Consider the following 26,459-nt stretch of genomic DNA (forward strand, 5'->3'; position numbering starts at 1 on the left):
GAGGTTGACCGCCCAGTGTTCGCTCGTCTTTTTGCCCTGCCCTGCTATGCGCTCGTCTGCCTGCTGACCTTCCTGCCCCTGAACAGCGCCCAGGCCGTGGGGCTGCCTGGGTTGCTGGGCAACCAGGGCAAGGCACAGCCACAAGCCGAGGAGCCCTTGGGGCAATCCCTGGACGAGGTGATCAAGTCCCTTGAGAACGACCAGCAACGAGCCAAGCTGCTGGCAGACCTGAAGCGCTTGCGAGACACCACGAAAAAAGCCCAGCCCACCCCGCAGGAGGGTGTGCTCGGGCTGATCGGCGGCACCCTGTCGACCCTGGAGAAACAGTTCTCCGGGGCCGACAGCCCCCTGACCCGCTGGACCGACGAGTTCGAACAGGCCCAGCAGGAACTGGCCTCGCTGATGCTGCCGGCCAGCCAATGGTTGCCGATCATCTTCGCCTTCGCCCTGATCCTCATGGTCTGGAGCCTGCTCGCCGCGGCGCTGATCTGGCTCAGTCACCGGGTACGCCTGCGCTTCGGCCTCACCGAGGAGCTACCCCAGCACCCCAAGACCTGGGACCTTTTGCGCTTCGCCTTGCGCAAGCTCGGCCCCTGGATGATCGCGTTGCTGATCACCGTGTACATGACCTATTCCCTGCCCTCGTCCCTGGGCAAGGACCTGGCCATGGTCCTGGCTTATGCCCTGGTGGTCGGCACCTGTTTCTCGGCCATCTGTGTGGTGGCGTTCTCGGTACTCGACGGCCCCCACCGCCATCGCGCCCTGTACATCCTGCGGCGCCAGGCGTTTCGCCCGCTATGGTGGATCGGCAGCTTCGCCGCCTTCGGCGAGGCCCTGGGCGACCCGCGCATGGTGGCCAGCCTCGGCCAGCACCTGGCCCATACTGCCGCGACCTTCGCCAACGTCATGGCCGCCCTGTCCACCGGGGTATTCATCCTGCGCTTCCGGCGGCCGATCGCCCACCTGATCCGCAACCAGCCCCTGGCCCGGCGCCTGACCCGGCGCGCCTTGAGCGATACCATCGAGATCATCGGTACGTTCTGGTATCTCCCTGCCCTGGTACTGGTGGGCATCTCGCTGTTCGCCACCTTCGTCTCCGCCGGCGACACCAACACCGCCCTGCGCCAGTCGCTGCTGTGTACCGTGCTGCTGGTGCTGTGCATGGTCATCAATGGCCTGGTGCGCCGCCATGCCCAGCGCCCCCACCGCGGGCACAAGCGCCATGCGCTGTATTCCGAGCGGCTCAAGGGGTTCTTCTACACCCTGGCCCACCTCGCCGTGTGGCTGGCCTTCATCGAACTGGGCTTGCGGGTCTGGGGCATGTCGCTGATCCGCTTCACCGAAGGCGACGGCCACGAAGTCAGCGTCAAGCTGTTCGGCCTCGGCGGCACCCTGATCTTCGCCTGGCTGATCTGGATCCTCAGCGACACCGCGGTGCACCACGCGCTGACCCGCTCGCGCAAGGGCCTGGCCAATGCCCGCGCCCAGACCATGATGCCGTTGATCCGCAACGTGCTGTTCGTGGCGATCTTCATCATCGCCACCATCGTCGCCCTGGCCAACATGGGCATGAATGTCACGCCGCTGCTGGCCGGTGCCGGTGTGATCGGCCTGGCCATCGGTTTCGGCGCCCAGTCGCTGGTGGCGGACCTGATCACCGGCCTGTTCATCATCATCGAGGACTCCCTGGCCATCGACGACTACGTGGATGTCGGCGGCCACCTGGGCACCGTCGAGGGCCTGACCATCCGCACCGTGCGCCTGCGGGACATCGACGGTATCGTCCACACCATCCCGTTCAGCGAGATCAAGAGCATCAAGAACTACTCCCGGGAGTTCGGCTACGCCATCTTCCGCGTGGCGATCCCGTACAACATGGAGATCGACGATGCGATCAAGCTGATGCGCGATGTCGGCCAGAAGATGCGCACCGACCCGCTGCAGCGCCGCAATATCTGGTCGCCCCTGGAGATCCAGGGGGTGGAGAGCTTCGAATCCGGCAGCGCCATCCTCCGCGCCCGCTTCAAGACCGCGCCGATCAAGCAGTGGGAAGTGTCCCGGGCCTTCAACCTGTCGCTCAAGCGCCACCTCGACGAGGCCGGGCTGGACCTGGCGACCCCGCGCATGAGCATCCAGGTGGTCACCGCCGGTGGCGGCTCCCAGGCCGAGGCGTAAGGCGAGCGGCACGCCTGGGCACGGATACGGCTGCGCGCTCCATGGCAGGGCGGTCCATGACAGGACGGCACGGCCAAGGGGCCTGGCAGCCCCGTACTACAACAACAATCAAGGAGAGAGTCCCCATGCAGCTATCCGTCATCGCCAGCGCTTGCCTGGCCAGTGTTCTGGCCTTGTCCGGCCACTACGCCCATGCCGCCGACGACAGCGCCATGGACCAGGCCCGCAGACACATCGCCGAGCAGGCCAAGGCCCTGGAACCGGCACTGCTGGCAACCCGTCGCGATATCCATGCCCACCCTGAACTGGGCAACACCGAACACCGCACTGCCGAGTTGGTAGCCACGCAGTTGCGCGCCCTGGGCCTGGAAGTGCGCACAGGCGTCGCCCGCACCGGCGTGGTGGCGGTGCTCAAGGGCGGCCTGCCCGGCCCCACCGTGGCCTTGCGCGCCGACATGGACGCACTGCCGGTCAAGGAAGTCGCGGACCTGCCATTCGCCTCCAAGGCCAAGGGGCACTACCTGGACAAGGAAGTGGACGTCATGCACGCCTGCGGCCACGACGCCCACACGGCAATCTTGCTGAGCACGGCGAAAGTCCTCAGTGACATGCGCGAGCGCCTGCCAGGCACCGTGGTGTTCTATTTCCAGCCCGCCGAAGAAGGCCCGAGCGATTTCATTCCCGACGGCAAGAACATCTGGGGCGCGAAGATGATGGTGCAGGAAGGCGTGATGCAATCGCCCAAGCCGGACGCGGTGTTCGGCCTGCATGTCTGGGCCGGGATTCCCGCCGGGCGCATCGCCTACCGCCCGGGCCCGACCCTGGCCAGCTCCGACGACCTGCGCATCCGCATCCTCGGCAAGCAGACCCACGCCGGCCGCCCCTGGGACGGCATCGACCCGATCACCGTCGGCGCCCAGGCCATTGTCGGGCTGCAGAGCGTGGTCAGTCGCCGTACCGATATTTCGTCGTACCCGTCGGTGGTCAGCATTGGCACCATCAACGGCGGCACGCGCTACAACATCATTCCCGAATCCGTGGACATGACCGGCACCATCCGCTCCTACGACTATGGCATTCGCCAGAAACTGCACGGTGACGTACGCCAGACCGTGGAGAAGATCGCCGAAAGCGGCGGTGCCAAGGCCGAGGTGAGCATCATCGAGAAGTACGACCCGACCATCAACGACCCGGCCCTGACCCAGAAGATGCTGCCGAGCCTGCGCTGGGCAGCCAAGGACGATGTGGTGCAAGGCCCGCTGGTGAGTGGCGCCGAAGATTTTTCCTTCTATGCCAAGCAGGCGCCGGGGCTGTTCGTGTTCCTCGGCGTGACGCCCCGGGACCAGGACATGGCCAAGGCCGCGCCGAACCACAACCCGGGATTCTTTGTCGATGAGTCGGCACTGGTGGTGGGCGTGCGGACCCTGGCGTCCTTGACCACCGACTATCTGTTCGCCGCGGCCAAGCCCTAAGCTCCCGAACCAGCCCGCTGGCGCGAGTGCAGCGGGCTCAGGCCACATCCACGCCGACGTGGATCGCATCGTGGCGCCAGAACTCCAGGTCGCAATCGATCAGCCGCTGGTGCTGGTCGTAGTTGACCCGGGCGATGCGCAGTCCCGGGCTGCCCACCGAGACCTTGAGCGCCGCGGCCGCTTCCGGCTGCAGGGACGTGGGCACGATCTCGAAACGCACCCGCCCGTAATGCAGGTCGTAGTGCCGGGCATACAGCTCGGTGATCGACTGGTTCAGGTCCAGGTCGAGGATCTTCGGGAAGTACTGTGGATTCAGGTAATGCTCCACATACAGCACCAGACGCTCGTCGATCCGTCGCGCCCGGCAGATCTGGATCACGCTGGACAAGGCCGGAAGTTGCAGCCAGGCGCAGACCGCTGCCGACGCCGGTTGCAAGCGCGCAGAAATCACCTCGGTGGACGGCACCCGGCCCTGGGCGCTGACCATGGCGTGGAAGTGGCTGCGCTGCATCAGGTTGTAGGCCAGGCGCGGCGGCGAAACGAACCAGCCCCGGCGCTCCTCTCGGTAGATCTGCCCCTGGGCCTCCAGTTGCAGCAAAGCCTCACGCACGGTGATCCGGGTAGTGGCGAACAATTCGCTGAGCTTGCGCTCGGCCGGCAGCTTGCTCCCCGGCGCCAGCAAGCCATGGGCAATCTGTTCTTGCAGCACCTGGCCGATGGCTGTCACCGCCTTGGTTGCCTCTATACGCATCAACGTTACCTATCTGGACTAGACCAGCACTGTTCCAGTGCCTGGCAGCGACCCGGGCGGCCTCCTGCTCCTGAGTGCAAAGCCTAGGCAACGCAGATGACTGATATGTGACAAAGCTGCCGAACGGCCTAGTGCCGGGGCTGCAATTTCCCCGCCAGGGCCTTTGAAAACGGGAGTTTTGCCATGGTCTACGCTTAGTTCGCAGTGTCGAGCCTGCGCCTGGTTCCAGGCGTTCGCAGCAGGCATCGACATAAAAGTGTCATCCAACAGGCTTAGATTGGCTCAGGTATTGCTGACCTAGACCAACCCACCGCAAGACTGTCGATCACAACGCAGCGTGGAACACGCCCAAAGGAGCTTCGGATGAAACAGCTTTTCCTGGCATCACTGTTAGGTTCGACCATCGCCATGTGCACCGCCGCCATGGCCGCTGACAACGATTTGAAAACCCTGGAAGCCGCTGCAAAGGCGGAAGGCGCCGTCAACAGCGTCGGCATGCCCGATGACTGGGCCAACTGGAAAGGCACCTGGGAAGACCTGGCCAAGACCTATGGCCTCAAGCACATCGACACCGACATGAGCTCGGCCCAGGAAATCGCCAAGTTCGCCGCCGAGAAAGACAATGCCAGCGCCGATATCGGCGACGTTGGCGCCGCGTTCGGCCCGATCGCCGTCAAGCAGGGCGTGGTCCAGCCCTACAAGCCAAGCACCTGGGCGCAGGTCCCGGACTGGGCCAAGGACAAGGACGGCAACTGGGCCCTGGCCTACACCGGCACCATCGCCTTCATCATCAACAAGAAGCTGCTGCACGGTTCCGAAGCACCCAAGAGCTGGGCCGACCTGGAAAAGGGCAAGTACAAGGTATCCATCGGTGACGTGAGCACCGCCGCCCAGGCTGCCAACGGCGTCCTGGCCGCCGCCATCGCCAAGGGGGGCGACGAGAAGAACATCCAGCCGGCGCTGCTGATGTTCGCCGAGATCGCCAAGCAGGGGCGCCTGTCCCTGGCCAACCCGACCATCGCTACCATGGAGAAGGGTGAAGTGGAAGTCGGCGTGGTCTGGGACTTCAACGGCCTGAGCTACCGCAACAAGATGGTCAACAAGGACGACTACGAAGTGCTGATCCCGTCCGACGGCTCGGTGATCTCCGGCTACACCACCATCATCAACAAGTACGCCAAGCACCCGAATGCGGCCAAGCTGACCCGCGAGTACATCTTCAGCGACGCCGGGCAGGTCAACCTGGCTCGGGGCAATGCCCGCCCGATCCGCGCCGAACACGTCAACCTGCCGGCGGACGTCAAGGCCAACCTGCTGCCCAACGAGCAGTACAAGCACGTGACGCCGATCAAGGATGCCGAAGCCTGGGAGAAGACCTCCAAGGCCCTGCCGCAGAAGTGGCAGGAAGAAGTGATCATCAACATGCAGTAATGCTGCATCCGTAGGGGCGAGGCTTGCCCGCGATCCAGGCGCTGCGGTCTATCTTGAAATCGCAGCGACACCATCGCGGGCAAGCTGCGCTCCTACGAGATTGTTCGGTCTTGCGGAGCCCTTGCCCCATGTCACACAACGTCATCCTTGTCGTGCTCGACGGCCTCAATCACCAGGTCGCCCGTCACGCCATGGGACATCTTCAAGCCTACGTCGGCGCAGGACGCGCAGCGCTGTACCAACTGGAATGCGAGCTTCCGGCACTGTCCCGCCCGCTGTACGAATGCATCCTCACCGGCGTGCCGCCGATCGACAGCGGCATCGTGCACAACCAGGTCTCGCGCCTGTCCACCCAGCGCAGCCTGTTCCATTACGCCCGCGCCGCCGGCCTGGCCACCGCCGCTGCCGCCTACCACTGGATCAGCGAGCTGTACAACCGCACGCCATTCAATGCGGCCCGGGACCGGCACACCGCCGACCCTGAGTTGCCGATCCAGTACGGCCACTTCTACTGGAACGACCACTACCCCGACTCCCACCTGTTCGCCGATGCCGAGGACCTGCGCCTGCGCCACGCTCCCAATCTGTTGCTGGTGCACCCGATGAACATCGACGACGCCGGCCACAAGCACGGCCTGGACAGCGCCCAGTACCGCAACAGTGCGCGTTCGGCCGACATCATCCTGGCCGACTACCTGCAAGGCTGGCTCGACGCCGGCTACCAGGTGCTGGTGACCGCCGACCACGGCATGAACGCCGATCGTTCGCACAATGGCCTGCTGCCGGAGGAACGGGAGGTGCCGCTGTTCGTCATCGGCGAGGCCTTCAGCCTCGATCCCGGGGCCACACCGAAGCAGACCGAACTGTGCGGCACCCTTTGCCAACTGCTCGGCGTACCCCACGACAAACCCTTCTGCCGGGAGCTGTTGAAGTGAATTCAGTGACCCGTGGCAAATGGCTGGCGGCCTTGTGCCTGGTGCCTTTCGCCCTGTTCTTCATCGTGTTCCAACTGGCCCCGCTGGCGTGGGTGCTGATCAACAGCCTGCAGTCCGAGGAGTTCGGCTGGGGCCTGGCCAACTTCAACAAGATCTTCAGCTCGAAGTTCTACCTGCAGGCGATCCAGTACAGCCTGGAGATCAGCTTCTGGTCCAGCGTGTTCGGCATCATCATCGCCGTGCTGGGTAGCTACTCGCTGCGCCGGGTCGACTCCAGGCTGCGCAACTTCGTCAATGCCTTCGCCAACATGACCAGCAACTTCGCCGGCGTGCCCCTGGCCTTCGCCTTCATCATCCTGCTGGGCTTCAACGGCGCCATCACCATCATGCTCAAGCAGTCGGGGATCATCCAGGACTTCAACCTGTACTCCAAGACCGGCTTGATCATCCTCTACACCTACTTCCAGATACCCCTGGGGGTGCTGTTGCTGTACCCGGCTTTCGACGCCCTGCGTGAAGACTGGCGCGAATCCGCCGCCCTGTTGGGCGCCAGCGGCTGGCAATTCTGGCGGCATATCGGCCTGCCGGTGCTGACCCCGGCGTTGCTGGGTACCTTCGTGATCCTGCTGGCCAATGCCCTGGGCGCCTATGCCACGGTCTACGCCCTGACCACCGGCAACTTCAACGTCCTGCCGATCCGCATCGCGGCCATGGTCTCCGGGGACATCTCCCTGGATCCGAACATGGCCAGCGCCCTGGCGGTGGTGCTGGTGGCGCTGATGACCCTGGTGACCATCGTCCATCAGCTGCTGCTGAAGAGGAGCTACCATGTCTCGCGCTGAATCCAGCTCCGCCGCCCTCTACCACCGGTTCGTGGTCTGGCTACTGTTCGCCATCCTGCTGTTGCCGCTGTTGGGGACCTTCGTCTACTCCATCGCCAGCAGCTGGTCGGCGACCATCCTGCCCAGCGGCTTCACCTTCAAGTGGTACCTGCAGTTGTGGAGCGACCCGCGCTTTCTCGCGGCCTTCGGCCAGTCGCTGCTGGTCTGCGTTGGCGCTCTGGTTTTGTCGGTGGTGCTGATCCTGCCGCTGCTGTTCGTGGTGCACTACCACTTTCCCAAGCTCGATGCGCTGATGAACATCCTGATCCTGCTGCCCTTCGCAGTACCGCCGGTGGTGTCCTCGGTGGGCCTGTTGCAGCTGTACGGCTCAGGCCCCCTGGCCATGGTCGGCACGCCGTGGATCCTGATCGGCTGTTACTTCACCGTGGCCCTGCCGTTCATGTACCGGGCCATCACCAACAACCTGCAGGCGATCAACCTGCGGGACCTGATGGACGCCGCCCAACTCCTGGGCGCCAGCACCTGGCAGGCGGCCCTGCTGGTGGTCCTGCCGAACCTGCGCAAGGGTCTGATGGTGGCGCTGCTGCTGTCCTTCTCGTTCCTGTTCGGCGAGTTCGTGTTCGCCAACATCCTGGTGGGCACCCGCTACGAAACCCTGCAGGTGTACCTGAACAACATGCGCAACAGCAGCGGCCACTTCACCAGTGCCCTGGTGATCTCCTACTTCTTCTTCGTGCTGGTCCTGACCTGGGCCGCCAACATCCTGAACAGGGACAAGAGCCAATGAGCTTCGTCGACGTGCAACACCTGCAAAAGCATTACGCGGGCACCACGGTGTTCAGCGATATCAACTGCCAGATCCACAAGGGCGAGTTCGTCACCCTGCTGGGCCCCTCCGGCTGCGGCAAGTCCACCCTGCTGCGCTGCATCGCCGGCCTGACCCCGGTCGACAGCGGCAAGATCCTGGTCGACGGCCAGGACATCGTGCCCCTGAGCCCGCAGAAACGCGGGATCGGCATGGTGTTCCAGAGCTATGCACTGTTTCCCAACATGACCGTGGAACAGAACGTCGCCTTCGGCCTGCGCATGCAGAAGGTCAACGCCGACGACAGCCACAAGCGGGTCAGCGAAGCCTTGCAACTGGTGGAGCTCAAGGACTTCGCCAGCCGTTACCCGCACCAGCTGTCCGGCGGCCAATGCCAGCGCGTAGCCCTGGCTCGCTCCCTGGTAACCCGGCCACGCCTGCTGTTGCTGGACGAGCCGTTGTCGGCCCTGGACGCGCGGATCCGCAAGCACCTGCGCGAACAAATCCGCAATATCCAGCGGGAACTGGGCCTGACCACCATCTTCGTCACCCATGACCAGGAAGAAGCGCTGACCCTGTCGGACCGGATCTTCCTGATGAACCAGGGCCAGATCGTCCAGAGCGGCGACGCCGAGACGCTCTATACCGCTCCAGTGGACGAATTTGCCGCCGGCTTCATCGGCAACTACAACCTGCTGGACGCCGAGAGCGCCAGCAAGCTCCTGCAACGCCCCATCAGCGGTCGCATCGCCATCCGCCCCGAGGCCATCGAGCTGCGCAAGGATGGCCAGCCGGACGCGCTGATCCGTGGTCATAGCCTGCTGGGCAACGTCATCCGCTATCGAGTCGAGGCCCGTGGCGTGGAACTGGTGGTGGATGTGCTCAACCGTTCGGCCGCCGACTTGCACGCCGATGGCCAGCGCCTGGCGTTATCCATCGATCCGAGCGCCCTGTGTGAGGTAGCTTGACGGCAGCGACAAGCTTCAAGCTGCGAGCTTCAAGTTATAGATAGACCGCTAAGCACCTAAATCCAATTCTTGCAGCTTGAAGCTTATAGCTTGAAGCTGTTCTCGGAGAGAACTGCACTGATGGCCCTGGCAATTTTTGATCTGGACGAAACCCTGATCCACGGCGACTGCGCCACCCTCTGGAGCGAGCAGATGGGGCGCCTGGGTTGGGTCGACAGCGAGTCGTTCATGCGACGCAACAACGAACTGATGGACGCCTACAGCCACGGCAAGCTGGCCATGGAAGAGTTCATGGCCTTCAGCCTCGAACCCATGGCCGGACGCAGCCCGGAGGAAGTGGCGCATCTGGTGGAGCCCTGGGTCGAGGACGTGATCGAGCCGATCATCTTCAGCGATGCCTGCAAGACCCTGGCCGCCCATCGCCAGGCGGGTGACCGGATCCTGGTGATCTCGGCCTCGGGCACCCACCTGGTGAAACCCATAGCCCAGCGCCTGGGCATCGACGAAGTACTGGGGATCGAGCTGGAGGTACGTAACGGCGTCTATACCGGCAACACCGTGGGCACCCTGACCTATCGCGAAGGCAAGATCACTCGCCTGCTGCAATGGCTGGAGGCCGAAAAAGAGAGCCTGGAAGGTGCGAGCTTCTATTCGGACTCACGCAACGACCTGCCTTTGCTGCTGCGGGTAGCGCATCCCCAGGTGGTCAATCCAGACCCGGTGCTGCGCGAACATGCACAGCAGGCCGGCTGGCCGATCCACCATTGGAAATGACCGGACTGCCAGGGGAACAGGCCACGGCCCGTTCCCCTGGTGGCTAGGCCAACGCGGGGTCGATCACCAGTACCAGCTTGCCTGATACCTGGTTGGTGGCCAGTTCGGCGAAGGCCAGCTCGGCATCCTGGATCGGGAAGGTCATGGCCAGTTGCGGACTCAGTCGCCCATCGCTGAACAGGGGCCAGACGTTCTGCCCCAGGTCGCTCAGCAGGTCGGCCTTGAACTGATCGCTGCGGCTGCGCAAGGTAGAGCCCAGCAGCTGGATGCGCTTGGCCAGCACCTTGGCCAGGTCCAATTGGGCCTCGCGGCCGCCCATCAGGCCGATCAGGACCCAGCGCCCATCGAGGGCCAGGAGCTTGAGATTATTGGCCGCATAGCTGGCCCCTACTGGGTCGAGGATCACATCGAACGGCCCGAAATCGCGCAGCGCCTCTACACCTTCGGTGCGCACCACGCCACCCTGGGCCCCCAGATCCTCGCAATAGGCCAGGCGCTCGGCCGAGCCGACACTGACCCAGCACGGGCTGCCGAACGCCTTGCATAGCTGGATCGCCGCCGAACCGACACCGCTGGCCCCGGCGTGCAGCAGCACCTTCTCACCGGGCTTGAGCGCGGCCAACTGGAACAGGTTCAACCAGGCCGTGGCGTAGACTTCCGGCAAGGCCGCAGCCTCGACCAGCGACAACCCTTCGGGCACCGGCAGCACATGGCGCGCATCGACCACCACTTCCTCGGCCATGCCACCACCGGCCAGGAGCGCACAGACCCGATCACCGACTTTCCAGGACGAACCCGGGCCGACTTCACTGATCACCCCTGAGCACTCCAGGCCCAATACATGACTGGCGCCCGGCGGCGGCGGATAGAGCCCCGCACGCTGCAACAGGTCGGCCCGATTCAGGCCCGCAGCCGCCACACGAATGCGAACCTGCCCTACATCACAGGCTGGACTTGGCTCTTCAACCCACGCCACATGACCTTCAACGCCTTGCAATGCTTTCACAGTGCCTCCATAGTGAGTCTGGACTGAGCCCGGAGCTTCTCGCGCCGGGCTTTTTGCATTATGCGACCGGCCTTAATGGAACCGGCGACTTCAAAGACGGCCTAATATGCGTGATCAATTGCCCCCACGTCGAATCAGCATGAAGCATCTGTTCCCCAGCACCGCCCTCGCTCTCTTCATTGGTTTCGGCCTGCTGCCGATGTCGGCCACTACGTTCGCAGCCAACAGCTGGGACAATCTTCAGCCCGATCGCGATGAGGTAATTGCCAGCCTCAACGTCGTAGAACTGCTCAAGCGCCATCACTACAGCAAGCCGCCGCTGGACGATGCTCGCTCGGTGATCATCTACGACAGCTACCTGAAATTGCTGGACCCCTCGCGCAGCTACTTCCTGGCCAGCGATATCGCGGAATTCGACAAGTGGAAGACCCAGTTCGATGACTTCCTCAAGAGCGGCGACCTGAACGCCGGGTTCACCATCTACAAACGCTACCTGGACCGGGTCAAGTCCCGCCTGGACTTTGCCCTGGCAGAGCTCAACAAGGGCGTGGACAAGATCGACTTCACCACCAAGGAAACCTTGCTGATCGATCGCAAGGACGCACCTTGGCTCAAGACCACCGCCGAACTCGACGACCTGTGGCGCAAGCGCGTCAAGGATGAAGTGCTGCGGATGAAGATCGCCGGCAAGGAGCCCAAGCAGATCCAGGAAACCCTGACCAAGCGCTACAAGAACCAGCTGGCGCGCCTGGACCAGACCCGGGCCGAGGATATCTTCCAGGCCTACATCAACACCTTCGCCATGTCCTACGACCCGCATACCAACTATCTGTCACCGGATAATGCGGAGAACTTCGACATCAACATGAGCCTGTCGCTGGAAGGCATTGGCGCGGTACTGCAGAGCGACAACGACCAGGTCAAGGTCGTGCGCCTGGTACCGGCCGGCCCGGCGGACAAGACCAAGCAGGTAGCTCCTGCGGACAAGATCATCGGCGTCGCCCAGGGCAACAAGGAAATGGTCGACGTGGTGGGCTGGCGCCTGGACGAAGTGGTCAAGCTGATCCGCGGTCCCAAGGGCACCCTGGTGCGCCTCGAGGTGATCCCGGCCAGCAATGCACCGAACGACCAGACCAGCAAGATCGTGCCCATCGTGCGCGAAGCGGTGAAACTCGAAGACCAGGCGGTGAAGAAGTCGGTCCTCAACCTCAAGCAGGACGGCAAGGACTACAAGCTCGGGGTGATCGAGATCCCGGCCTTCTACCTCGACTTCAAGGCCTTCCGCGCTGGCGATCCGGACTACAAGAGCACCACCCGCGATGTGAAGAAGCTGCTGACCGAACTGCAGAAGGAAAAGGTCGACGGCGTGGTCATCGACCTGCGCAACAACGGCGGTGGCTCCCTGCAGGAAGCCACCGAGCTGACCAGCCTGTTCATCGACAAGGGCCCCACCGTACTGGTGCGCAACGCCGACGGCCGGGTAGACGTGCTGGAAGACGAGAACCCAGGTGCCTTCTACAAAGGCCCGATGGCCCTGCTGGTCAACCGCCTCTCGGCCTCGGCCTCGGAGATCTTCGCTGGCGCCATGCAGGACTACCATCGTGCGTTGATCATCGGCGGCCAGACCTTCGGCAAAGGCACGGTCCAGACGATCCAACCGCTCAATCATGGCGAGTTGAAGCTGACCCTGGCCAAGTTCTACCGGGTTTCCGGCCAGAGCACCCAGCATCAGGGCGTGCTGCCGGACATTGGCTACCCATCGATCATCGATACCAAGGAAATCGGCGAAAGCGCCCTGCCTGAAGCGATGCCGTGGGACACCATCCGTCCAGCCATCAAGCCGGCGATGGACCCGTTCAAGCCGTTCCTGGCCCAGCTCAAGGCCGAGCATGAAACCCGCTCGGCGAAAGATCCGGAGTTCGTGTTCATCCGCGACAAACTGGCCCTGGCCCAGAAGCTGATGGCGGAAAAAACCGTGAGCCTCAACGAAGCCGACCGTCGTGCACAACATGCCGATATCGAAGCCAAGCAACTGGACCTGGAAAATACCCGCCGCAAGGCCAAGGGCGAGGAGCCGCTCAAGGAGCTGAAGAAAGAGGACGAGGACGCCGTGGCAGCCGCCGAGCCGGACAAGACCAAGCCGGAAGACGATGCCTACTTGAGCGAGACCGGGCGTATCCTGCTGGACTACCTGAAGCTCAACACCTCGGTGGCCAAGCACTGAGGATGATGGCAATTTAATTCGAACGCTCCTCGGAACGTCATTAAACAGTCATCATTCTGTCGTGAAATAAAGGACCGGGAGCCATGTGCGCCCGGTCCTTTTTTTATCGACAGAGATCGCCATGACCACGACCGAACAGCTCAGTGCATTGAGTTCAATCCTGGCTCAAAGCGGTTTGCACAGCCTGTTCCAACCGATCATTTCCCTTTCGGAACGCCGTATCCTCGGCTACGAGGCCTTGAGCCGTGGCCCCTCCAACAGCCCTTTGCACTCCCCCGTCGCCCTGTTCGCCGTGGCCCGCCAGGCCGGGCGCCTGAGCGAACTGGAGATCGCCTGTCGACAAAGCGCCTGCAAACGCTTCAGCGAACAGGTGCTCCCGGGCAAGCTGTTCCTCAACGTTTCCCCCGAATCCCTGCTGGAAGCGGCTCATCAACCCGGACGCACCCTGCAACTGCTTCAAGACTTCGGTATTCCACCCAGCCAGGTGGTGATCGAACTCACTGAGCAGACCCCCATCGACGATTTCCAACTGCTGCAAAATGCTCTGCATCACTATCGTGACATGGGTTTTTCCATTGCCCTGGATGACCTGGGTGCCGGCTACTCCAGCTTGCGCCTGTGGTCGGAGTTGCGGCCGGATTACGTCAAGATCGACCGGCACTTCATCGACGGAATCCACCAGGACGCCCTCAAGCGCGAGTTCGTCGGCTCGATCCTGCAGATAGCCAAGGCCTCCCGAGCCAAAGTGATCGCCGAAGGTATCGAACTGGTCGAGGAACTTGCGGTACTGACTGAAATGGGCGTCGACCTGGTCCAGGGCTACCTGCTCTGCCGCCCCCAGGAGCAACCGCTACGCGATGCCCGGGCAATGATGCCCAAGCACGACAGCACCAGCGTGACCCTGAGCGATGAAGGCAGCGACCTCAGCGCCCTGCTCAACGAGCAACCTGCGGTAGCACGCGATACCCCTACGGCCCATGTGCTGGAGGCCTTCCGCCGGCAAGCCAACCTCAACTCCCTGGCGGTTCTCGACGAACACGGCCAGCCCTGCGGGATCGTCCATCGACATTCGCTTTCCGATGCGCTGCTCAAGCCCTTCGCTACCGACCTGTTCGCCCGCAAGCCCATCAGCCGGCTGATGAACGACGACTTTCTCGCCGTTGAACTGACTCAATCCCTGCAACAAGTCAGTCGCCTGATCACCAGTCGCGCCCGGCAGCGTATCGAGGAGGACTTCATCATCACCCTCAATGGCCACTACCTGGGGCTGGGACGAGTGATCGATGTGCTCAAGCTGATCACCGAGTTGAAGATCCAGCAGGCACGCTACGCCAACCCGCTGACGCTGCTACCGGGCAACGTACCGATCCAGCAGTGCCTGACCCGCTTGCTGCAGCAGGGACGGGAGTCGGTGATCTGTTATGTGGACATCGACAGCTTCAAGCCCTTCAACGATATCTATGGCTATGGTCGTGGCGACGAGGTGTTGCTATGCCTGGCCCAGTGCCTGAATGACCGGGTGGACCCCAGCCGCGATTTCGTCGGGCATATCGGTGGGGATGACTTCCTGCTGGTACTGGGACCGGAAGACTGGCGCAAGCGACTCAACCAGCTACTGGACGATTTCCATAGCCAATCTCGGCGCTTCTATCGCAGCGAGCATCTGGAGGCCGGTTGCTTCGTGGCGCCCAATCGCCAGGGAGTCCGCCAGGAGTTTCACTTGCTATCACTGTCCATCGGCGTGGTCCACTTGTACCCGCAGGCCTGTGGCCAGTTGGACTCCAGCCAGCTGGCCGAATTGGCCTCACAGGCCAAGCACCATGCCAAGAACGTACGAGGCTATAGCGTGCATGTGATCGACAGCCTGGAAGCATTGGCTGGCCCGAGAAGCACAATCCTCAATGCTGCAGATTCAGTTGCTCAAGCTTGAGGCTTGCCAGAGGATGCCCTGCCTGGGCCGAAAGCTTCCACCAACGGGCCGCCTCGGCGGCATCGGGGGCCTTGCTGGCCGAGCCGGCAAGACTGATGACGCCCAGCTGATAGGCTGACTTGCCATCACCGGACAGTGCCGCCAGACGTAGCAGGCGGATGCCTTCCTCCCGCGCACCAAGCCCTTGCCCCCGGAAGGTCAGGATGTGCCCATAGAAACTTTGCGCACCCACATCGCCAAGATTGGCCATGCGTGCATACTGCCCTTCCATCCAGCGCCAGCTGCGAGGCTGACGGATAAACCAGGGCCAACGGAACAGTCGACGCGCGAGCCAGTAGCCAAGCCGCGCCTTGAGTCGCAAGAACATTCAGGCCTCCGCAGATTCGGGATACTCGTACTCGAACACTCGCACCACCTCCGAGGCATGCCAGGACGCCGCGGCAACGCCGTCGGAAGGCCCGGAAAAACGCCCCAGGCGCTCCACGCACTCGAAGAAACCCGTGCGCGGCAAGCGACTGGCCCCCTGACTGATGACCAGGGAGCTGCGCAACGGCTGCTCGGCCCGCGCATCCAACGCGGCCAGGTGCTCCAGCGCGGCCGTCAGTGTCTGCATGGCCGGGCTGGGCAATTGCAAGCGCTCCAGTAACGCGCGATAGGTTAAGAGATGCCGCTGACGCCGGGCTTGATCCAACTCACCCAACAGCCCATCCCAGTGCTGACGACTGATCCTTACACTCACGGTTGATCCCTCCACCCCGGCACCGTCAACTCCCAGGCCAGGCTGCGGCGGATCGCAGCGTCGGGTTGACGCTCGCCGCTTTCAATCAGGGCCAGGTAAGACGGGCTGATGCCTACTTTGCGAGCCAACGCCTCAATGGCGATGCCCTTCCCTTCGCGAAGATTACGTAGCTGATCCAGACCCGGAAGGCTCCGGGTCGATGCTGCTGCCTGAGCAACGTCGGCAGTCTGTGGCGCTTGTTCGGTGAGACCTGCGGCTGCCAGTAAAGCTTGATACTGAGCCCACGGCAGAACCGCATATTCGGGTTCGCCATCGCGTTCAATAATCTGGATATCCATTACTACCCCGTAGGACAACGACACTTAACGAGTCGGACTTTTCCTTTTAAGTGTAATCCTATCAGCGGCAGCGGTCGCGGGGAGCATGATTGTCATCAGGCAATGGTTCAAATGCCTGGATTTTTTCCTGGCCCCTCCAGTTGCAATTGCTCCGGGGTGTCCGGCAGCCTTTCGAGCACCACCAATCGCTCCGGTGCCTGGCGGTTGCGCCAGGCACGAAAGGCGTCGAGCTCATCACCCAGGGTCTTCATCAGCCAAGCCAGTACGGCAATATCATCGAGCATGCCGAACAACGGCAGGAAATCGGGAATGGCATCCAGCGGACTGAGGAAATACATCAGCCCCGCCACTACCGACAACAATGCTTTCGGGCTGATCGCGCGGTACTCGCCTCGCCAGTAGGCCAGGCACAACGCTTGCAGCAGGCGCAGGTCGTCCTTGACCTTGCCCAGGCGCTGGCCCTGGAAGGCCCCCTTGCTCGCCACAGCGAAGAGCAGGGTCGGCAGGCGACCACGACTCAAGAGTCGAGCGGCCAAAGGCAGGAAGCGGGCAAAGTTCCAGGGCGTCTTCATGTTCACTCCCAGTGAAATGTTATCCACACAAATTGTGGATAACCTTGTGAACAGAGCCATATTTAGAGGCTGAAAGCCCCGTTTCACAAGGGTTTGACTCAGATCGGGCGTTTTTTACTCACATAAAAAAACCCATAATTTCATTGACTTGGCAGCCCTCAACGACTAGCTACCCCAGTTCCCTGATCAGACTGCGGACAATGCCGCCAGTTCGAGCTTTTTTACCAGTACCACCCCACAGAAACGACAACGCCCCGTAGGAACGGGGCGTTGCTTCAGGCGCTGAAACAGGTTACTTGGCGGCGTCCTGCTTGTCCTGCTTGGCTGGATCCTTGATACCCAGCAGCTCCAGCTCGAAAACCAGTACCGAGTTGGCTGGAATCGACGGGCTTGGGCTCTGGGCGCCATAGGCCAGGTCGCTTGGGATGTACAGCTTGTACTTCTCACCCACGTGCATCAGTTGCAGGCCTTCGACCCAACCTGGAATCACTCCACTGACCGGCAGGTCTATCGGGCTGCCACGATCTACGGAGCTGTCGAAGACGGTGCCGTTGGTCAGGGTGCCGGTGTAGTGCACGGTCACCACGTCAGTTGGCTTGGGCTGTGGGCCGTCGGCCTTCTTCAGGACTTCATACTGCAGGCCGGAAGCGGTGGTGGTCACACCTGCCTTCTTACCGTTTTCCTCGAGGAATTTCTTGCCAGCAGCGGCCGACTCTTCGCTGATCTTGGCCATACGCTCTTCAGCACGCTTTTGCAGCGCGGCGAAGGCTTCGATCAGGTCTTCGTCCTTCAGCTTCTGTTCTTTCTTGCCGATGGCATCTTCAATGCCCTGGGCTACCGCTTTGGAATCCAGGTCATCCATGCCTTCCTGGGCCAAGCTCTTGCCCATGTTCAGGCCGATGCCGTAGGAAGCTTTCTGCGCCGGGGTTTTCAGCTCTACGCTGGTCTGCGAATCACAACCGGCAAGTACCAGGCTAACCAGGGCCACCGCCGCCGCCAACCGATGCTGTTTCATGCTATTTCCTTGTTCATGCGCCTAAAGGGCAATCGAATAAAGCCGCGAGCTTATCAGGCCGCCACGACCAATGGCTACCGGCATAGGAGCAGCAAATAGCTGATAAGTTCACGTCTGCAAACGCATTTCATGGTCTGGGTTACACCTCGCTCGGTCCAATCACGAGGTACTCAAAAAAGCGCGAATAACCATAGCGCAAGTAATGGCTACTTGCCGCACAAGATTCACTCAGGCATAAGGAAACGAAATTCGACAAGGACGTACATCTTGCGCCTCATCTACCGTGCATTACTGCTGATTATCCTGCTGATCGGCATCACCCTGGCTGTAGTGCTGTACTACACCGCCAACCCGAAACTTCCCGACTACGTTCCCGCCGAACAGGTGCACTACCTGGACCAGTGGGATGACAAGGATCGCCAAACCTACTATTTCACCCCCCAGGGCACCCAGGTCAAAGGCCTGCGCTATGACTGGTTCGTCGCCCTGGAGCTGCCGTTCTCCGAGCACGCCTTCGCCACCCCTGAATACCTGGCCCGCTTCGGCTTCCTGGTGGAGCCGGGACAAAAAGCCACGGCGCAAAACCCAGGCAACCTGCCAGTGGGCTTCGCCCGACACCAGAACCCGGGCAGCCAGGAACAGTACCTCGATATCACCTGCTCGGCCTGCCATACCGGCGAGCTGCGCTTCAATCACCAGGCCTTGCGGATCGATGGCGGCTCGGCGCAGCACGTGCTGCCCTCCAGCGTACCGACCTTGCGCGGCGGCAGTTTTGGCCAGGCGCTTGTTGCCAGCCTAGCCGCGACTTACTACAACCCCTGGAAATTCGAGCGCTTCGCCCGCAAGGTCCTGGGTACAGGCTATGACCTGCACCATGAACAACTGCGCAAGGACTTCAAGGAATCCCTGGACACGTTCCTGCGGGTCGCCTGGAACGACACCCATCGCGGCCTGTATCCCACGGAAGAAGGCCCCGGTCGCACCGACGCTTTTGGCCGCATCGCCAACGCCAGCTTCGGCGACGCGATCTCACCTACCAATTACCGAGTGGCCAACGCCCCGGTGGACTACCCCCAACTGTGGGATATCTGGACCTTCGACTGGGTCCAGTGGAACGGCTCGGCACAGCAACCCATGGCCCGCAATATCGGCGAGGCCCTGGGCGTGGGGGCGACCCTGAACCTGTTCGATGCCGCCGGCCAGCCGCTGACCGGCGAGGCTCGCTATCCTTCCAGCGTGCGAGTACGCGACCTCAACCATATCGAAGAGACCCTGCAACGCCTCAAGCCCCCCACCTGGCCGGAAGCCCTGCTGGGCAACATCGACAAGCCGCTGGCCGCCAAGGGCCGTACCTTGTTCGCCACCCATTGCAGCGGCTGCCATGTTCCTGCGGTCAGCGAGAGCAACGGCCGCCCGGTCCAGCAATTGAAGATGCTCCCGGTTGCGGTGATCGGCACCGACCCGAACTCGGCCAGCAACATCGCCGACCTGCGCTATGACTTGAGCGCCCTGCAATGGGATACCGCCGAGCTGGCCAAGTCCAACGTCGAACTGCATCCGGCACCGAGCGAACCGCTGGACCTGCGGCAAATGTCGGCCGCCAAAGGATTGGCCTATATCACCGCATTCGTCGAGGAGCGCGCCTACCGCGACGCCAAGGTCACGCCCGAAGAGCGTTCGCGACTGGATGGCTACGGCCTGCCGATCGGCGTACGTGAGTTGCGCGCCTACAAGGCACGCCCGCTGGCCGGGGTCTGGGCGACCCCGCCCTACCTGCATAACGGTTCGGTGCCCAACCTCTATCAACTGCTATCGCCGCAATCGGAACGCTCTACCACCTTTTATCGCGGTACCTTCGAGTACGACCCCAAGCACCTGGGCTATCGCCTGGAAGCCTTCAAGAACGGCTTTGAGTTCGACACCCGCACCAGCGGCAACCATAACAGTGGCCACGAATTCCGCGCCGGCCAGCGTGGTAACGGTGTCATCGGCCCCTTGTTGCAACCCGAAGAGCGCTGGGCACTGCTGGAGTACCTGAAAGTACTGGGCGGGCCACTGGAGTCCCAACTGCCATGAAACTCGATCTCGCCAGAAAACGACCGTCCCTGCTGGGCAGGCTGTGGCTGCGCCTGGGCGCTTTGCTGGGCAAGGGGCTATTGCTGCTGGTCGGCATCGGATTACTGGGCTGGGCCCTGGCGACAGCCTGGTTCGCCTGGCAACATCGCGGACCGGTCTCGGTACAGGAGCAGGTTCCCGCCGATGAGGCAGCCCGCACCCAGGACATCATTCAAACGGCGGTGCGTATCGTCGACCAGCATCGTGCGGGGACTCGCTACCTGCGCGACGCCCATGCCAAGGCTCACGGTTGTGTAAAGGCCGAAGTCCAGGTTCTGCGTGAGTTGAGTCCGGAGCTGCGCCAAGGGGTGTTCGCCAATCCAGGGCAAACCTGGCAGGCCATCGTGCGCCTGTCCAACGGCAACGCCTACCCACAGTTCGACAGCATTCGTGATGCTCGCGGCATGGCGATCAAGCTGCTGGAGGTTCCCGGCCAGCAACTGATGCCCGCGGAATCGGACAGGCGTGAACAGGACTTCGTGATGTTCAATCATCCGAACTTCTTCGTCAGCGATGTGGCCGAGTACCAACAGAACTTCACCGCTCAGGCCGACGGCAAGAAAGTCGGGGCATTCTTCCCTCACTGGGACCCGCGCAGCTGGCAAGTCCGCCACCTGTTTATTGCCCTGGCGACCCTGTCACCGGCGCCAAGCAGCCCGACCCAGACTACCTACTTTTCGGTTTCGCCCTACAAGTTCGGCAAGGCCAATGCCAAGTTCCGGGTCATGCCGGACCCTGGTAGCTGCCCGGCCTACAGCCTGCCACTGCAGAACCAGGATCTGCCCAACTTCCTGCGCAGCGCGCTGGTCCAGCAACTATCCAGCGATCGAGTCCCGGCTTGCTTTGTCCTGCAGATCCAGCGCCAGGACCCCAAGCGCTTCATGCCGATCGAAGACACCAGCATCGAATGGAAGGAAAGCGACGCTCCCTTTGAAACCGTGGCCCGGGTAACGATTCCTCCTCAGGATTTCGACACCCCGGCACAGAACCTGGCCTGTGATAACCAGTCGTTCAATCCCTGGTTCGGCCTTGAAGCTCATCGCCCCATCGGCGGCATCAATCGCCTGCGCAAGTCGGTGTACGAAGCCGTCAGTGACTACCGGCGCAGCCGGAACGCCGAGTAACGGCTCAAAATGAAAAAAGCGGCCTCAGGGCCGCTTTTTTCATCAATGAGTGCCTGGCTAAAATGCAGGCAATAAAAAAGCCCGCATTAAGCGGGCTTTTCGTGGTGACCTGGCGTTCAGTGTTCCAGGCTACCGAATATGGCGCAGCGGACGGGACTCGAACCCGCGACCCCCGGCGTGACAGGCCGGTATTCTAACCGACTGAACTACCGCTGCGCGTAGCGTTGAAAGTAAGTGGTGGGTGATGACGGGATCGAACCGCCGACATTCTGCTTGTAAGGCAGACGCTCTCCCAGCTGAGCTAATCACCCTTTACCTTCGTTGCGGGGCGCATTATGCCACAGAAATTCTTAAAGTGTTGATTTAATTGATATTTTTATCAAAAAATCTGAATTTCCATGATTTGCCGCACAACCCGCAAAACCTCTTACAGCAAAAAGCCCGCGCTAGCGGGCTTTTTGTGGTGACCTGGCGTTCAGTGTTCCAGGTTACCTAATATGGCGCAGCGGACGGGACTCGAACCCGCGACCCCCGGCGTGACAGGCCGGTATTCTAACCGACTGAACTACCGCTGCGCGTAACACAATCAAACGAATGGTGGGTGATGACGGGATCGAACCGCCGACATTCTGCTTGTAAGGCAGACGCTCTCCCGGCTGAGCTAATCACCCTTCTCGTTCGGTGTGGCGCGCATTCTACGGAGCAGTCCCCACTCTGGCAAGCACTTTTTATAATAATTTTTTCAGCCCTTCCAAAGGCTTAGCGAAGGGTTGGCCTGAGCAGCAGCGAAGAGAATAATGCCCTCCTTTGTATAAAGGAGAGATTCACCCCATGTGGTTCAAAAACCTGCTGATCTATCGCCTGACCCAAGATCTGCCTTTTGATGCTGAGGCGCTGGAAACTGCACTGGCGACCAAACTGGCGCGCCCCTGTGCAAGCCAGGAGTTGACCACTTATGGTTTCGTCGCGCCTTTTGGCAAAGGAGAAGATGCCCCGCTGGTACACGTCAGCCAGGACTTCATGCTGGTAGCCGCGCGCAAGGAGGAACGCATCCTGCCAGGCAGCGTCGTGCGTGATGCGGTCAAGGAAAAGGTCGAAGAGATCGAGGCCGAGCAGATGCGCAAGGTCTATAAGAAGGAACGCGACCAGATCAAGGATGAAATCATCCAGGCCTTCCTGCCTCGTGCCTTTATCCGTCGCTCCTCGACCTTCGCCGCCATCGCGCCGAAACAGGGCCTGATCCTGGTGAACTCGGCCAGCCCCAAGCGCGCCGAAGACCTGCTCTCCACCCTGCGCGAAGTGCTGGGCACCCTGCCAGTGCGTCCGCTGAGCGTGAAGACCGCCCCGACCGCGATCATGACCGATTGGGTCAAGACCCAGCAGGCCGCCGACGACTTCTTCGTTCTCGATGAATGTGAACTGCGCGACACCCATGAAGATGGCGGCATCGTGCGCTGCAAGCGCCAGGACCTGACCAGCGAGGAAATCCAGCTGCACCTGAGCACTGGCAAGGTGGTCACCCAATTGTCCCTGGCCTGGCAGGACAAGCTGTCCTTCGTGCTGGACGACAAGATGGTGGTCAAGCGCCTGAAGTTCGAGGACCTGCTGCAGACCCAGGCCGAGGAAGACGGTGGCGACGAGGCCCTGGGCCAGCTCGATGCCAGCTTCACCCTGATGATGCTGACCTTTGGCGACTTCCTGCCCGCACTGTTCGAAGCCCTGGGCGGCGAAGAGATCCCGCAGGGCATCTGACGCCCCGAGCGGATAGCCCACTGCACCAGACGCCACCCACCCGGTGGCGTTTTCACATAATAAGGAACAGGCCATGCGCGCACTGGCTGCACTGAGTCGCTTCGTCGGCAACACCTTCGCCTATTGGGTACTGATCTTCGCGGTGCTGGCGTTCTTCCAGCCAACCTGGTTCATCGGCCTCAAGGGCGCCATCGTGCCCCTGCTGGGACTGGTGATGTTCGGCATGGGCCTGACCCTGAAGCTGGAAGACTTCGCCGAAGTCGCCCGCCACCCCTGGCGCGTGGCCCTGGGTGTGGTGGCGCACTTCGTGATCATGCCTGGCGTGGCCTGGGCACTCTGCCAGGGATTTCACCTGCCGCCCGAGATTGCCGTAGGCGTGATCCTGGTCGGCTGTTGCCCAAGTGGCACCGCCTCCAACGTCATGACCTGGCTAGCCCGCGGTGATCTGGCGTTGTCGGTCGCCATCGCTGCCGTGACCACCCTGCTCGCACCATTGCTGACGCCAGCCTTGATCTGGCTGCTGGCTTCGGCCTGGCTGCCGGTGTCCTTCATGGAACTGTTCTGGTCGATCCTGCAAGTGGTGCTGCTGCCGATCGTGCTTGGCGTGCTAGCCCAACGCCTGCTGGGCCAACGGGTTAGACATGCCGTTGACGTACTGCCGCTGGTGTCGGTGCTGAGCATCGTCATCATCGTCGCCGCGGTGGTGGCTGCCAGCCAGGCGAAGATTGCCGAATCCGGCCTGCTGATCATGGCCGTGGTAATGCTGCACAACAGCTTCGGCTTCCTGCTGGGCTATGTCACCGGTCGCGTGTTCAAACTGCCACTGGCCCAGCGCAAGTCCCTGGCCCTGGAGGTTGGCATGCAGAACTCGGGGCTGGGCGCAGCCCTGGCCAGTGCCCACTTCTCCCCCCTGGCGGCGGTTCCCAGCGCCCTGTTCAGCGTCTGGCACAACATTTCCGGGGCATTGCTCGCGACCTGTTTTCGCCGGATGGCCGAGCCTGCCCCTGAGAAGCCCGAGAAGTAAGGCTGCCTCCTGAAAAAACCGATCGCCCCACTCGGCACGGGCCGTATACTGCCCAACGCGAGGACGACCTCGCGGCTCGTGTCGAGTCATGAATTCCTGGGGACGACCCCATCCATCCATGAGGTCAATATGTCCTGGATCATCCTGTTTTTCGCCGGCCTGTTCGAAGTAGGCTGGGCAGTGGGCTTGAAGTACACCGATGGCTTCAGCCGCCCACTCCCCACCGCCCTGACCATCATCGCCATGGCTATCAGCCTGGGCTTGCTGGGCCTGGCCATGAAGGAGCTGCCACTGGGCACCGCCTATGCCATCTGGACCGGAGTCGGTGCCGTCGGCACGGTGATCGCCGGCATCATCCTGTTTGGCGAGTCCATGGCCCTGGTCCGCCTGGCCAGCGTGGCGCTGATCATCGCAGGCCTGGTGGGCTTGAAAGTCAGCGCCGCCTGACAGCCCGGCAAGCAGGAATGAAAACGCCCGCATCATTGCGGGCGTTCTTGTATCCGTCCCCTGGCTAGCGGCGCGTACCGCGCAATGCCCCTACCATGACCTGCAATTGTGCAGGCTCGGCAGCTTCCACAGCCACCGAAGGCCCCGCCACCAGGGTGACCCGCGACCAGAACCGATGGAAGAAACCCTTGTTCGGATCACGGCTGAAAAAACTGCCCCACAAGCCTTGCAAGGCCAGCGGAATCACCGGTACCGGGGTTTCCTCGAGAATCCGTGTCAGGCCGCCCTTGAACTCGTTGATCTCGCCATCGGCGGTCAGCTTGCCCTCAGGGAAGATGCACACCAGCTCGCCATCGCGTAGGTACTCGGCAATCTTCTTGAACGCCTTTTCATAGATCTCCATATCTTCATGGCGACCTGCAATGGGAATAGTCCCGGCGGTACGGAAAATGAAGTTCAATACCGGCAAGTTGTAGATCTTGTAGTACATCACGAAGCGAATCGGCCGACGTACCGCGCCGCCAATCAACAAGGCATCGACGAAGGACACATGGTTGCAGACCAGCAATGCCGCCCCTTCATCGGGAATCTGCTCCAAGTTGCGATGCTCCACACGGTACATGGAATGGCTGAGCAGCCAGATCATGAAACGCATGCTGAACTCGGGAACCACTTTGAAGATGTAGACGTTGACCGCGATATTGAGCAGCGACACCACCAGGAACAGGTGCGGAATGCTCAGCTTGGCCATGCTCAGCAGCACGATGGAGACAATCGCCGAGACCACCATGAACAGCGCATTGAGAATGTTGTTGGCTGCGATGACCCGGGCCCGCTCGTGCTCCGGGGTCCGCGACTGGATCAGGGCATACAGCGGCACGATGTAGAAACCACCGAAAATCCCCAGGCCCAACACATCCAGCAACACCCACCAGGCATGGGAGAAGCCCAGCACTTCGACCCAGCCGTGACCGGTAGCACTCTCAGGAATACCGCCGGAGTGCCACCACAGAAGCAAGCCGAATATCGTGAGACCCAACGAACCGAAGGGCACCAGCCCGATCTCCACCTTGCGTCCCGAAAGCTTCTCGCACAGCATCGAACCCACGGCGATGCCCACCGAGAACACGGTAAGAATCAGTGTCACAACCGTTTCGTCGCCGTGCATCCACTCCTTGGCATAAGCCGGGATCTGCGTCAGGTAGATCGCCCCGACGAACCAGAACCAGGAGTTGCCGACAATCGAGCGCGAAACGGCCGGAGTCTGCCCCAATCCCAGGCGCAGGGTGGCCCATGACTGGCTGAAAATGTTCCAGTTCAGGCGCATTTGCGGAGCGGCCGCAGCTGCCCGGGGAATTGCCCGGCTGGCCAGATAACCCAGCACCGCGACCCCGATGATGGCGCCCGAGACAATCGGGGCGTAATGCGTGGAGGACATCATGATCCCCGCGCCGATGGTGCCCGCAAGGATCGCCAGGAAGGTGCCCATTTCCACCAGGCCGTTCCCGCCTACCAGCTCTTCCTCATGCAACGCCTGGGGCAGGATCGAGTATTTTACCGGGCCGAACAGCGCCGAATGAGTGCCCATGGCAAACAGCGCCAGTAGCATCAGCGACAAGTGATCGAAGACAAAACCCACCGCCCCCACCGCCATGATCACGATTTCCCCCAGCTTGATCAGGCGGATCAGCGCATCCTTGGCGAACTTCTCGCCGAACTGCCCGGCCAGGGCCGAGAACAGAAAGAACGGCAGGATAAACAGCAAGGCACAGAGGTTGACCCAGATCGATCGGTCCCCCTCGATGCTCAGCTTGTAGAGAATGGCCAGGATCAGCGACTGCTTGAAGATGTTGTCGTTGAAGGCGCCAAGGGACTGCGTGATGAAAAACGGCAGGAACCGCCGCTTGCGAAGCAAGGTGAACTGCGAGGGGTGACTCATCTTCCGTGTTCCTGAGTGGCGAGGATACTGTTATTGGAATGCCGAACATCGATCCAGGCCACACCTTACCTGTCTTTACCG

Annotated in this window: 23 protein-coding genes and 4 tRNA genes; 15 read left to right on the plus strand and 12 right to left on the minus strand. The window is 61.8% G+C overall.

The features are described 5' to 3' along the window. Nucleotides 1-15 precede the first annotated feature (15 nt). Both I9018_RS22980 and I9018_RS22985 read left to right on the plus strand, forming a co-directional pair. Nucleotides 16-2,175: a mechanosensitive ion channel domain-containing protein gene (locus I9018_RS22980; protein ID WP_241107584.1), complete on the plus strand. Its 2,160-nt coding sequence runs from the start codon at nt 16-18 to the stop codon at nt 2,173-2,175. A 125-nt stretch (nt 2,176-2,300) separates the two neighbouring features. Then, nucleotides 2,301-3,647 (plus strand): amidohydrolase, encoded by a 1,347-nt coding sequence (locus I9018_RS22985; protein WP_241107585.1) that lies wholly within the window; start codon nt 2,301-2,303, stop codon nt 3,645-3,647. 37 nt (nt 3,648-3,684) lie between these two features. Here I9018_RS22985 and I9018_RS22990 read toward each other — a convergent pair whose 3' ends face one another. After that, the gene (locus I9018_RS22990) at nt 3,685-4,398 is read right to left on the minus strand and encodes a UTRA domain-containing protein (protein WP_068587402.1); all 714 of its coding nucleotides are present in this window, start codon (nt 4,396-4,398) and stop codon (nt 3,685-3,687) included. Nucleotides 4,399-4,761: 363 nt separating this feature from the next. Between I9018_RS22990 and I9018_RS22995 the strand changes: the two genes are divergently transcribed. The 6 genes from I9018_RS22995 (at nt 4,762) to I9018_RS23020 (ending at nt 10,153) form a co-directional block, all read left to right on the plus strand. Beyond that, nucleotides 4,762-5,829: an ABC transporter substrate-binding protein gene (locus I9018_RS22995; RefSeq protein WP_124348282.1), complete on the plus strand. Its 1,068-nt coding sequence runs from the start codon at nt 4,762-4,764 to the stop codon at nt 5,827-5,829. Between the two features lie 128 nt (nt 5,830-5,957). After that, nucleotides 5,958-6,764 carry an alkaline phosphatase family protein gene (locus I9018_RS23000; RefSeq protein WP_241107586.1) on the plus strand — a complete coding sequence of 269 codons (807 nt, stop codon included), beginning with the start codon at nt 5,958-5,960 and terminating at the stop codon, nt 6,762-6,764. Continuing rightward, nucleotides 6,761-7,606 (plus strand): ABC transporter permease subunit, encoded by an 846-nt coding sequence (locus I9018_RS23005; RefSeq protein ID WP_068587407.1) that lies wholly within the window; start codon nt 6,761-6,763, stop codon nt 7,604-7,606. Before I9018_RS23000 ends, I9018_RS23005 begins: the two co-directional genes overlap by 4 nt. Further along, nucleotides 7,593-8,393, plus strand: a complete 801-nt coding sequence (locus I9018_RS23010) for an ABC transporter permease (protein ID WP_241107587.1) — start codon at nt 7,593-7,595, stop codon at nt 8,391-8,393. Before I9018_RS23005 ends, I9018_RS23010 begins: the two co-directional genes overlap by 14 nt. Further along, entirely contained in the window at nt 8,390-9,379 is a 990-nt protein-coding gene (locus I9018_RS23015) for an ABC transporter ATP-binding protein (protein WP_124348285.1), read from the plus strand. The genes I9018_RS23010 and I9018_RS23015 overlap by 4 nt, the downstream gene beginning before the upstream one ends. A gap of 120 nt (nt 9,380-9,499) precedes the next feature. Beyond that, nucleotides 9,500-10,153, plus strand: coding sequence for an HAD family hydrolase (locus tag I9018_RS23020; protein WP_068587413.1), 654 nt, complete (start codon nt 9,500-9,502; stop codon nt 10,151-10,153). Between the two features lie 43 nt (nt 10,154-10,196). Here the strand turns inward: I9018_RS23020 and I9018_RS23025 are convergent, their stop codons facing one another. Further along, nucleotides 10,197-11,159: an NAD(P)H-quinone oxidoreductase gene (locus tag I9018_RS23025; protein ID WP_241107588.1), complete on the minus strand. Its 963-nt coding sequence runs from the start codon at nt 11,157-11,159 to the stop codon at nt 10,197-10,199. A gap of 139 nt (nt 11,160-11,298) precedes the next feature. On the opposite strand from I9018_RS23025, the gene I9018_RS23030 reads away from it, so the two are divergent. Both I9018_RS23030 and I9018_RS23035 read left to right on the plus strand, forming a co-directional pair. Further along, nucleotides 11,299-13,383, plus strand: coding sequence for a carboxy terminal-processing peptidase (locus tag I9018_RS23030; protein WP_241107589.1), 2,085 nt, complete (start codon nt 11,299-11,301; stop codon nt 13,381-13,383). A gap of 121 nt (nt 13,384-13,504) precedes the next feature. Beyond that, on the plus strand, nt 13,505-15,313 hold the full coding sequence (locus I9018_RS23035; RefSeq protein WP_241107590.1) for a bifunctional diguanylate cyclase/phosphodiesterase: 1,809 nt from the start codon (nt 13,505-13,507) through the stop codon (nt 15,311-15,313). On the opposite strand, the gene I9018_RS23040 is transcribed toward I9018_RS23035, so the two are convergent. The 5 genes from I9018_RS23040 to I9018_RS23060 all read right to left on the minus strand — a co-directional run bounded on the left by I9018_RS23040 (nt 15,282) and on the right by I9018_RS23060 (nt 17,977). Further along, complete coding sequence (locus tag I9018_RS23040; protein WP_241107591.1) at nt 15,282-15,680, minus strand: sel1 repeat family protein; 399 nt, start codon at nt 15,678-15,680, stop codon at nt 15,282-15,284. The two genes, I9018_RS23035 and I9018_RS23040, sit on opposite strands and share 32 nt — an antisense overlap. Then, nucleotides 15,681-16,052 (minus strand): hypothetical protein, encoded by a 372-nt coding sequence (locus I9018_RS23045; protein ID WP_003179080.1) that lies wholly within the window; start codon nt 16,050-16,052, stop codon nt 15,681-15,683. Continuing rightward, a complete protein-coding gene (locus I9018_RS23050; RefSeq protein ID WP_068587571.1) occupies nt 16,049-16,390 on the minus strand; it encodes a helix-turn-helix transcriptional regulator in 342 nt (113 codons plus the stop codon). Before I9018_RS23050 ends, I9018_RS23045 begins: the two co-directional genes overlap by 4 nt. A gap of 107 nt (nt 16,391-16,497) precedes the next feature. Continuing rightward, on the minus strand, nt 16,498-16,962 hold the full coding sequence (locus tag I9018_RS23055; RefSeq protein WP_068587423.1) for a DUF1232 domain-containing protein: 465 nt from the start codon (nt 16,960-16,962) through the stop codon (nt 16,498-16,500). A gap of 292 nt (nt 16,963-17,254) precedes the next feature. After that, entirely contained in the window at nt 17,255-17,977 is a 723-nt protein-coding gene (locus I9018_RS23060; RefSeq protein ID WP_068587427.1) for an FKBP-type peptidyl-prolyl cis-trans isomerase, read from the minus strand. 267 nt (nt 17,978-18,244) lie between these two features. Between I9018_RS23060 and I9018_RS23065 the strand changes: the two genes are divergently transcribed. Both I9018_RS23065 and I9018_RS23070 read left to right on the plus strand, forming a co-directional pair. Continuing rightward, nucleotides 18,245-20,053: a di-heme-cytochrome C peroxidase gene (locus I9018_RS23065; protein WP_164487342.1), complete on the plus strand. Its 1,809-nt coding sequence runs from the start codon at nt 18,245-18,247 to the stop codon at nt 20,051-20,053. Next, nucleotides 20,050-21,216, plus strand: coding sequence for a catalase family protein (locus tag I9018_RS23070; protein ID WP_241107592.1), 1,167 nt, complete (start codon nt 20,050-20,052; stop codon nt 21,214-21,216). Before I9018_RS23065 ends, I9018_RS23070 begins: the two co-directional genes overlap by 4 nt. Before the next feature lie 139 nt (nt 21,217-21,355). Here I9018_RS23070 and I9018_RS23075 read toward each other — a convergent pair. From I9018_RS23075 to I9018_RS23090, 4 genes are all read right to left on the minus strand, one after another. After that, nucleotides 21,356-21,432: transfer RNA gene (locus I9018_RS23075), tRNA-Asp, on the minus strand. 19 nt (nt 21,433-21,451) lie between these two features. Then, a tRNA-Val gene (locus tag I9018_RS23080) sits at nt 21,452-21,527 on the minus strand. Between the two features lie 187 nt (nt 21,528-21,714). Next, nucleotides 21,715-21,791: transfer RNA gene (locus tag I9018_RS23085), tRNA-Asp, on the minus strand. Between the two features lie 20 nt (nt 21,792-21,811). Then, nucleotides 21,812-21,887: transfer RNA gene (locus I9018_RS23090), tRNA-Val, on the minus strand. Between the two features lie 160 nt (nt 21,888-22,047). Between I9018_RS23090 and rdgC the strand changes: the two genes are divergently transcribed. The 3 genes from rdgC to sugE all read left to right on the plus strand — a co-directional run bounded on the left by rdgC (nt 22,048) and on the right by sugE (nt 24,439). Then, a complete protein-coding gene (gene rdgC, locus I9018_RS23095) occupies nt 22,048-22,968 on the plus strand; it encodes a recombination-associated protein RdgC (RefSeq protein ID WP_068587433.1) in 921 nt (306 codons plus the stop codon). Nucleotides 22,969-23,041: 73 nt separating this feature from the next. Further along, nucleotides 23,042-23,992, plus strand: coding sequence for a bile acid:sodium symporter family protein (locus tag I9018_RS23100; RefSeq protein WP_068587435.1), 951 nt, complete (start codon nt 23,042-23,044; stop codon nt 23,990-23,992). Nucleotides 23,993-24,121: 129 nt separating this feature from the next. After that, complete coding sequence (gene sugE / locus I9018_RS23105) at nt 24,122-24,439, plus strand: quaternary ammonium compound efflux SMR transporter SugE (protein WP_068587437.1); 318 nt, start codon at nt 24,122-24,124, stop codon at nt 24,437-24,439. 64 nt (nt 24,440-24,503) lie between these two features. On the opposite strand, the gene I9018_RS23110 is transcribed toward sugE, so the two are convergent. Then, entirely contained in the window at nt 24,504-26,378 is a 1,875-nt protein-coding gene (locus I9018_RS23110) for an MFS transporter (protein WP_241107593.1), read from the minus strand. Nucleotides 26,379-26,459: the final 81 nt, after the last annotated feature.

It is taken from the genome of Pseudomonas sp. MPFS (genome assembly GCF_022537035.1).
Lineage (GTDB): Bacteria > Pseudomonadota > Gammaproteobacteria > Pseudomonadales > Pseudomonadaceae > Aquipseudomonas > Aquipseudomonas sessilinigenes.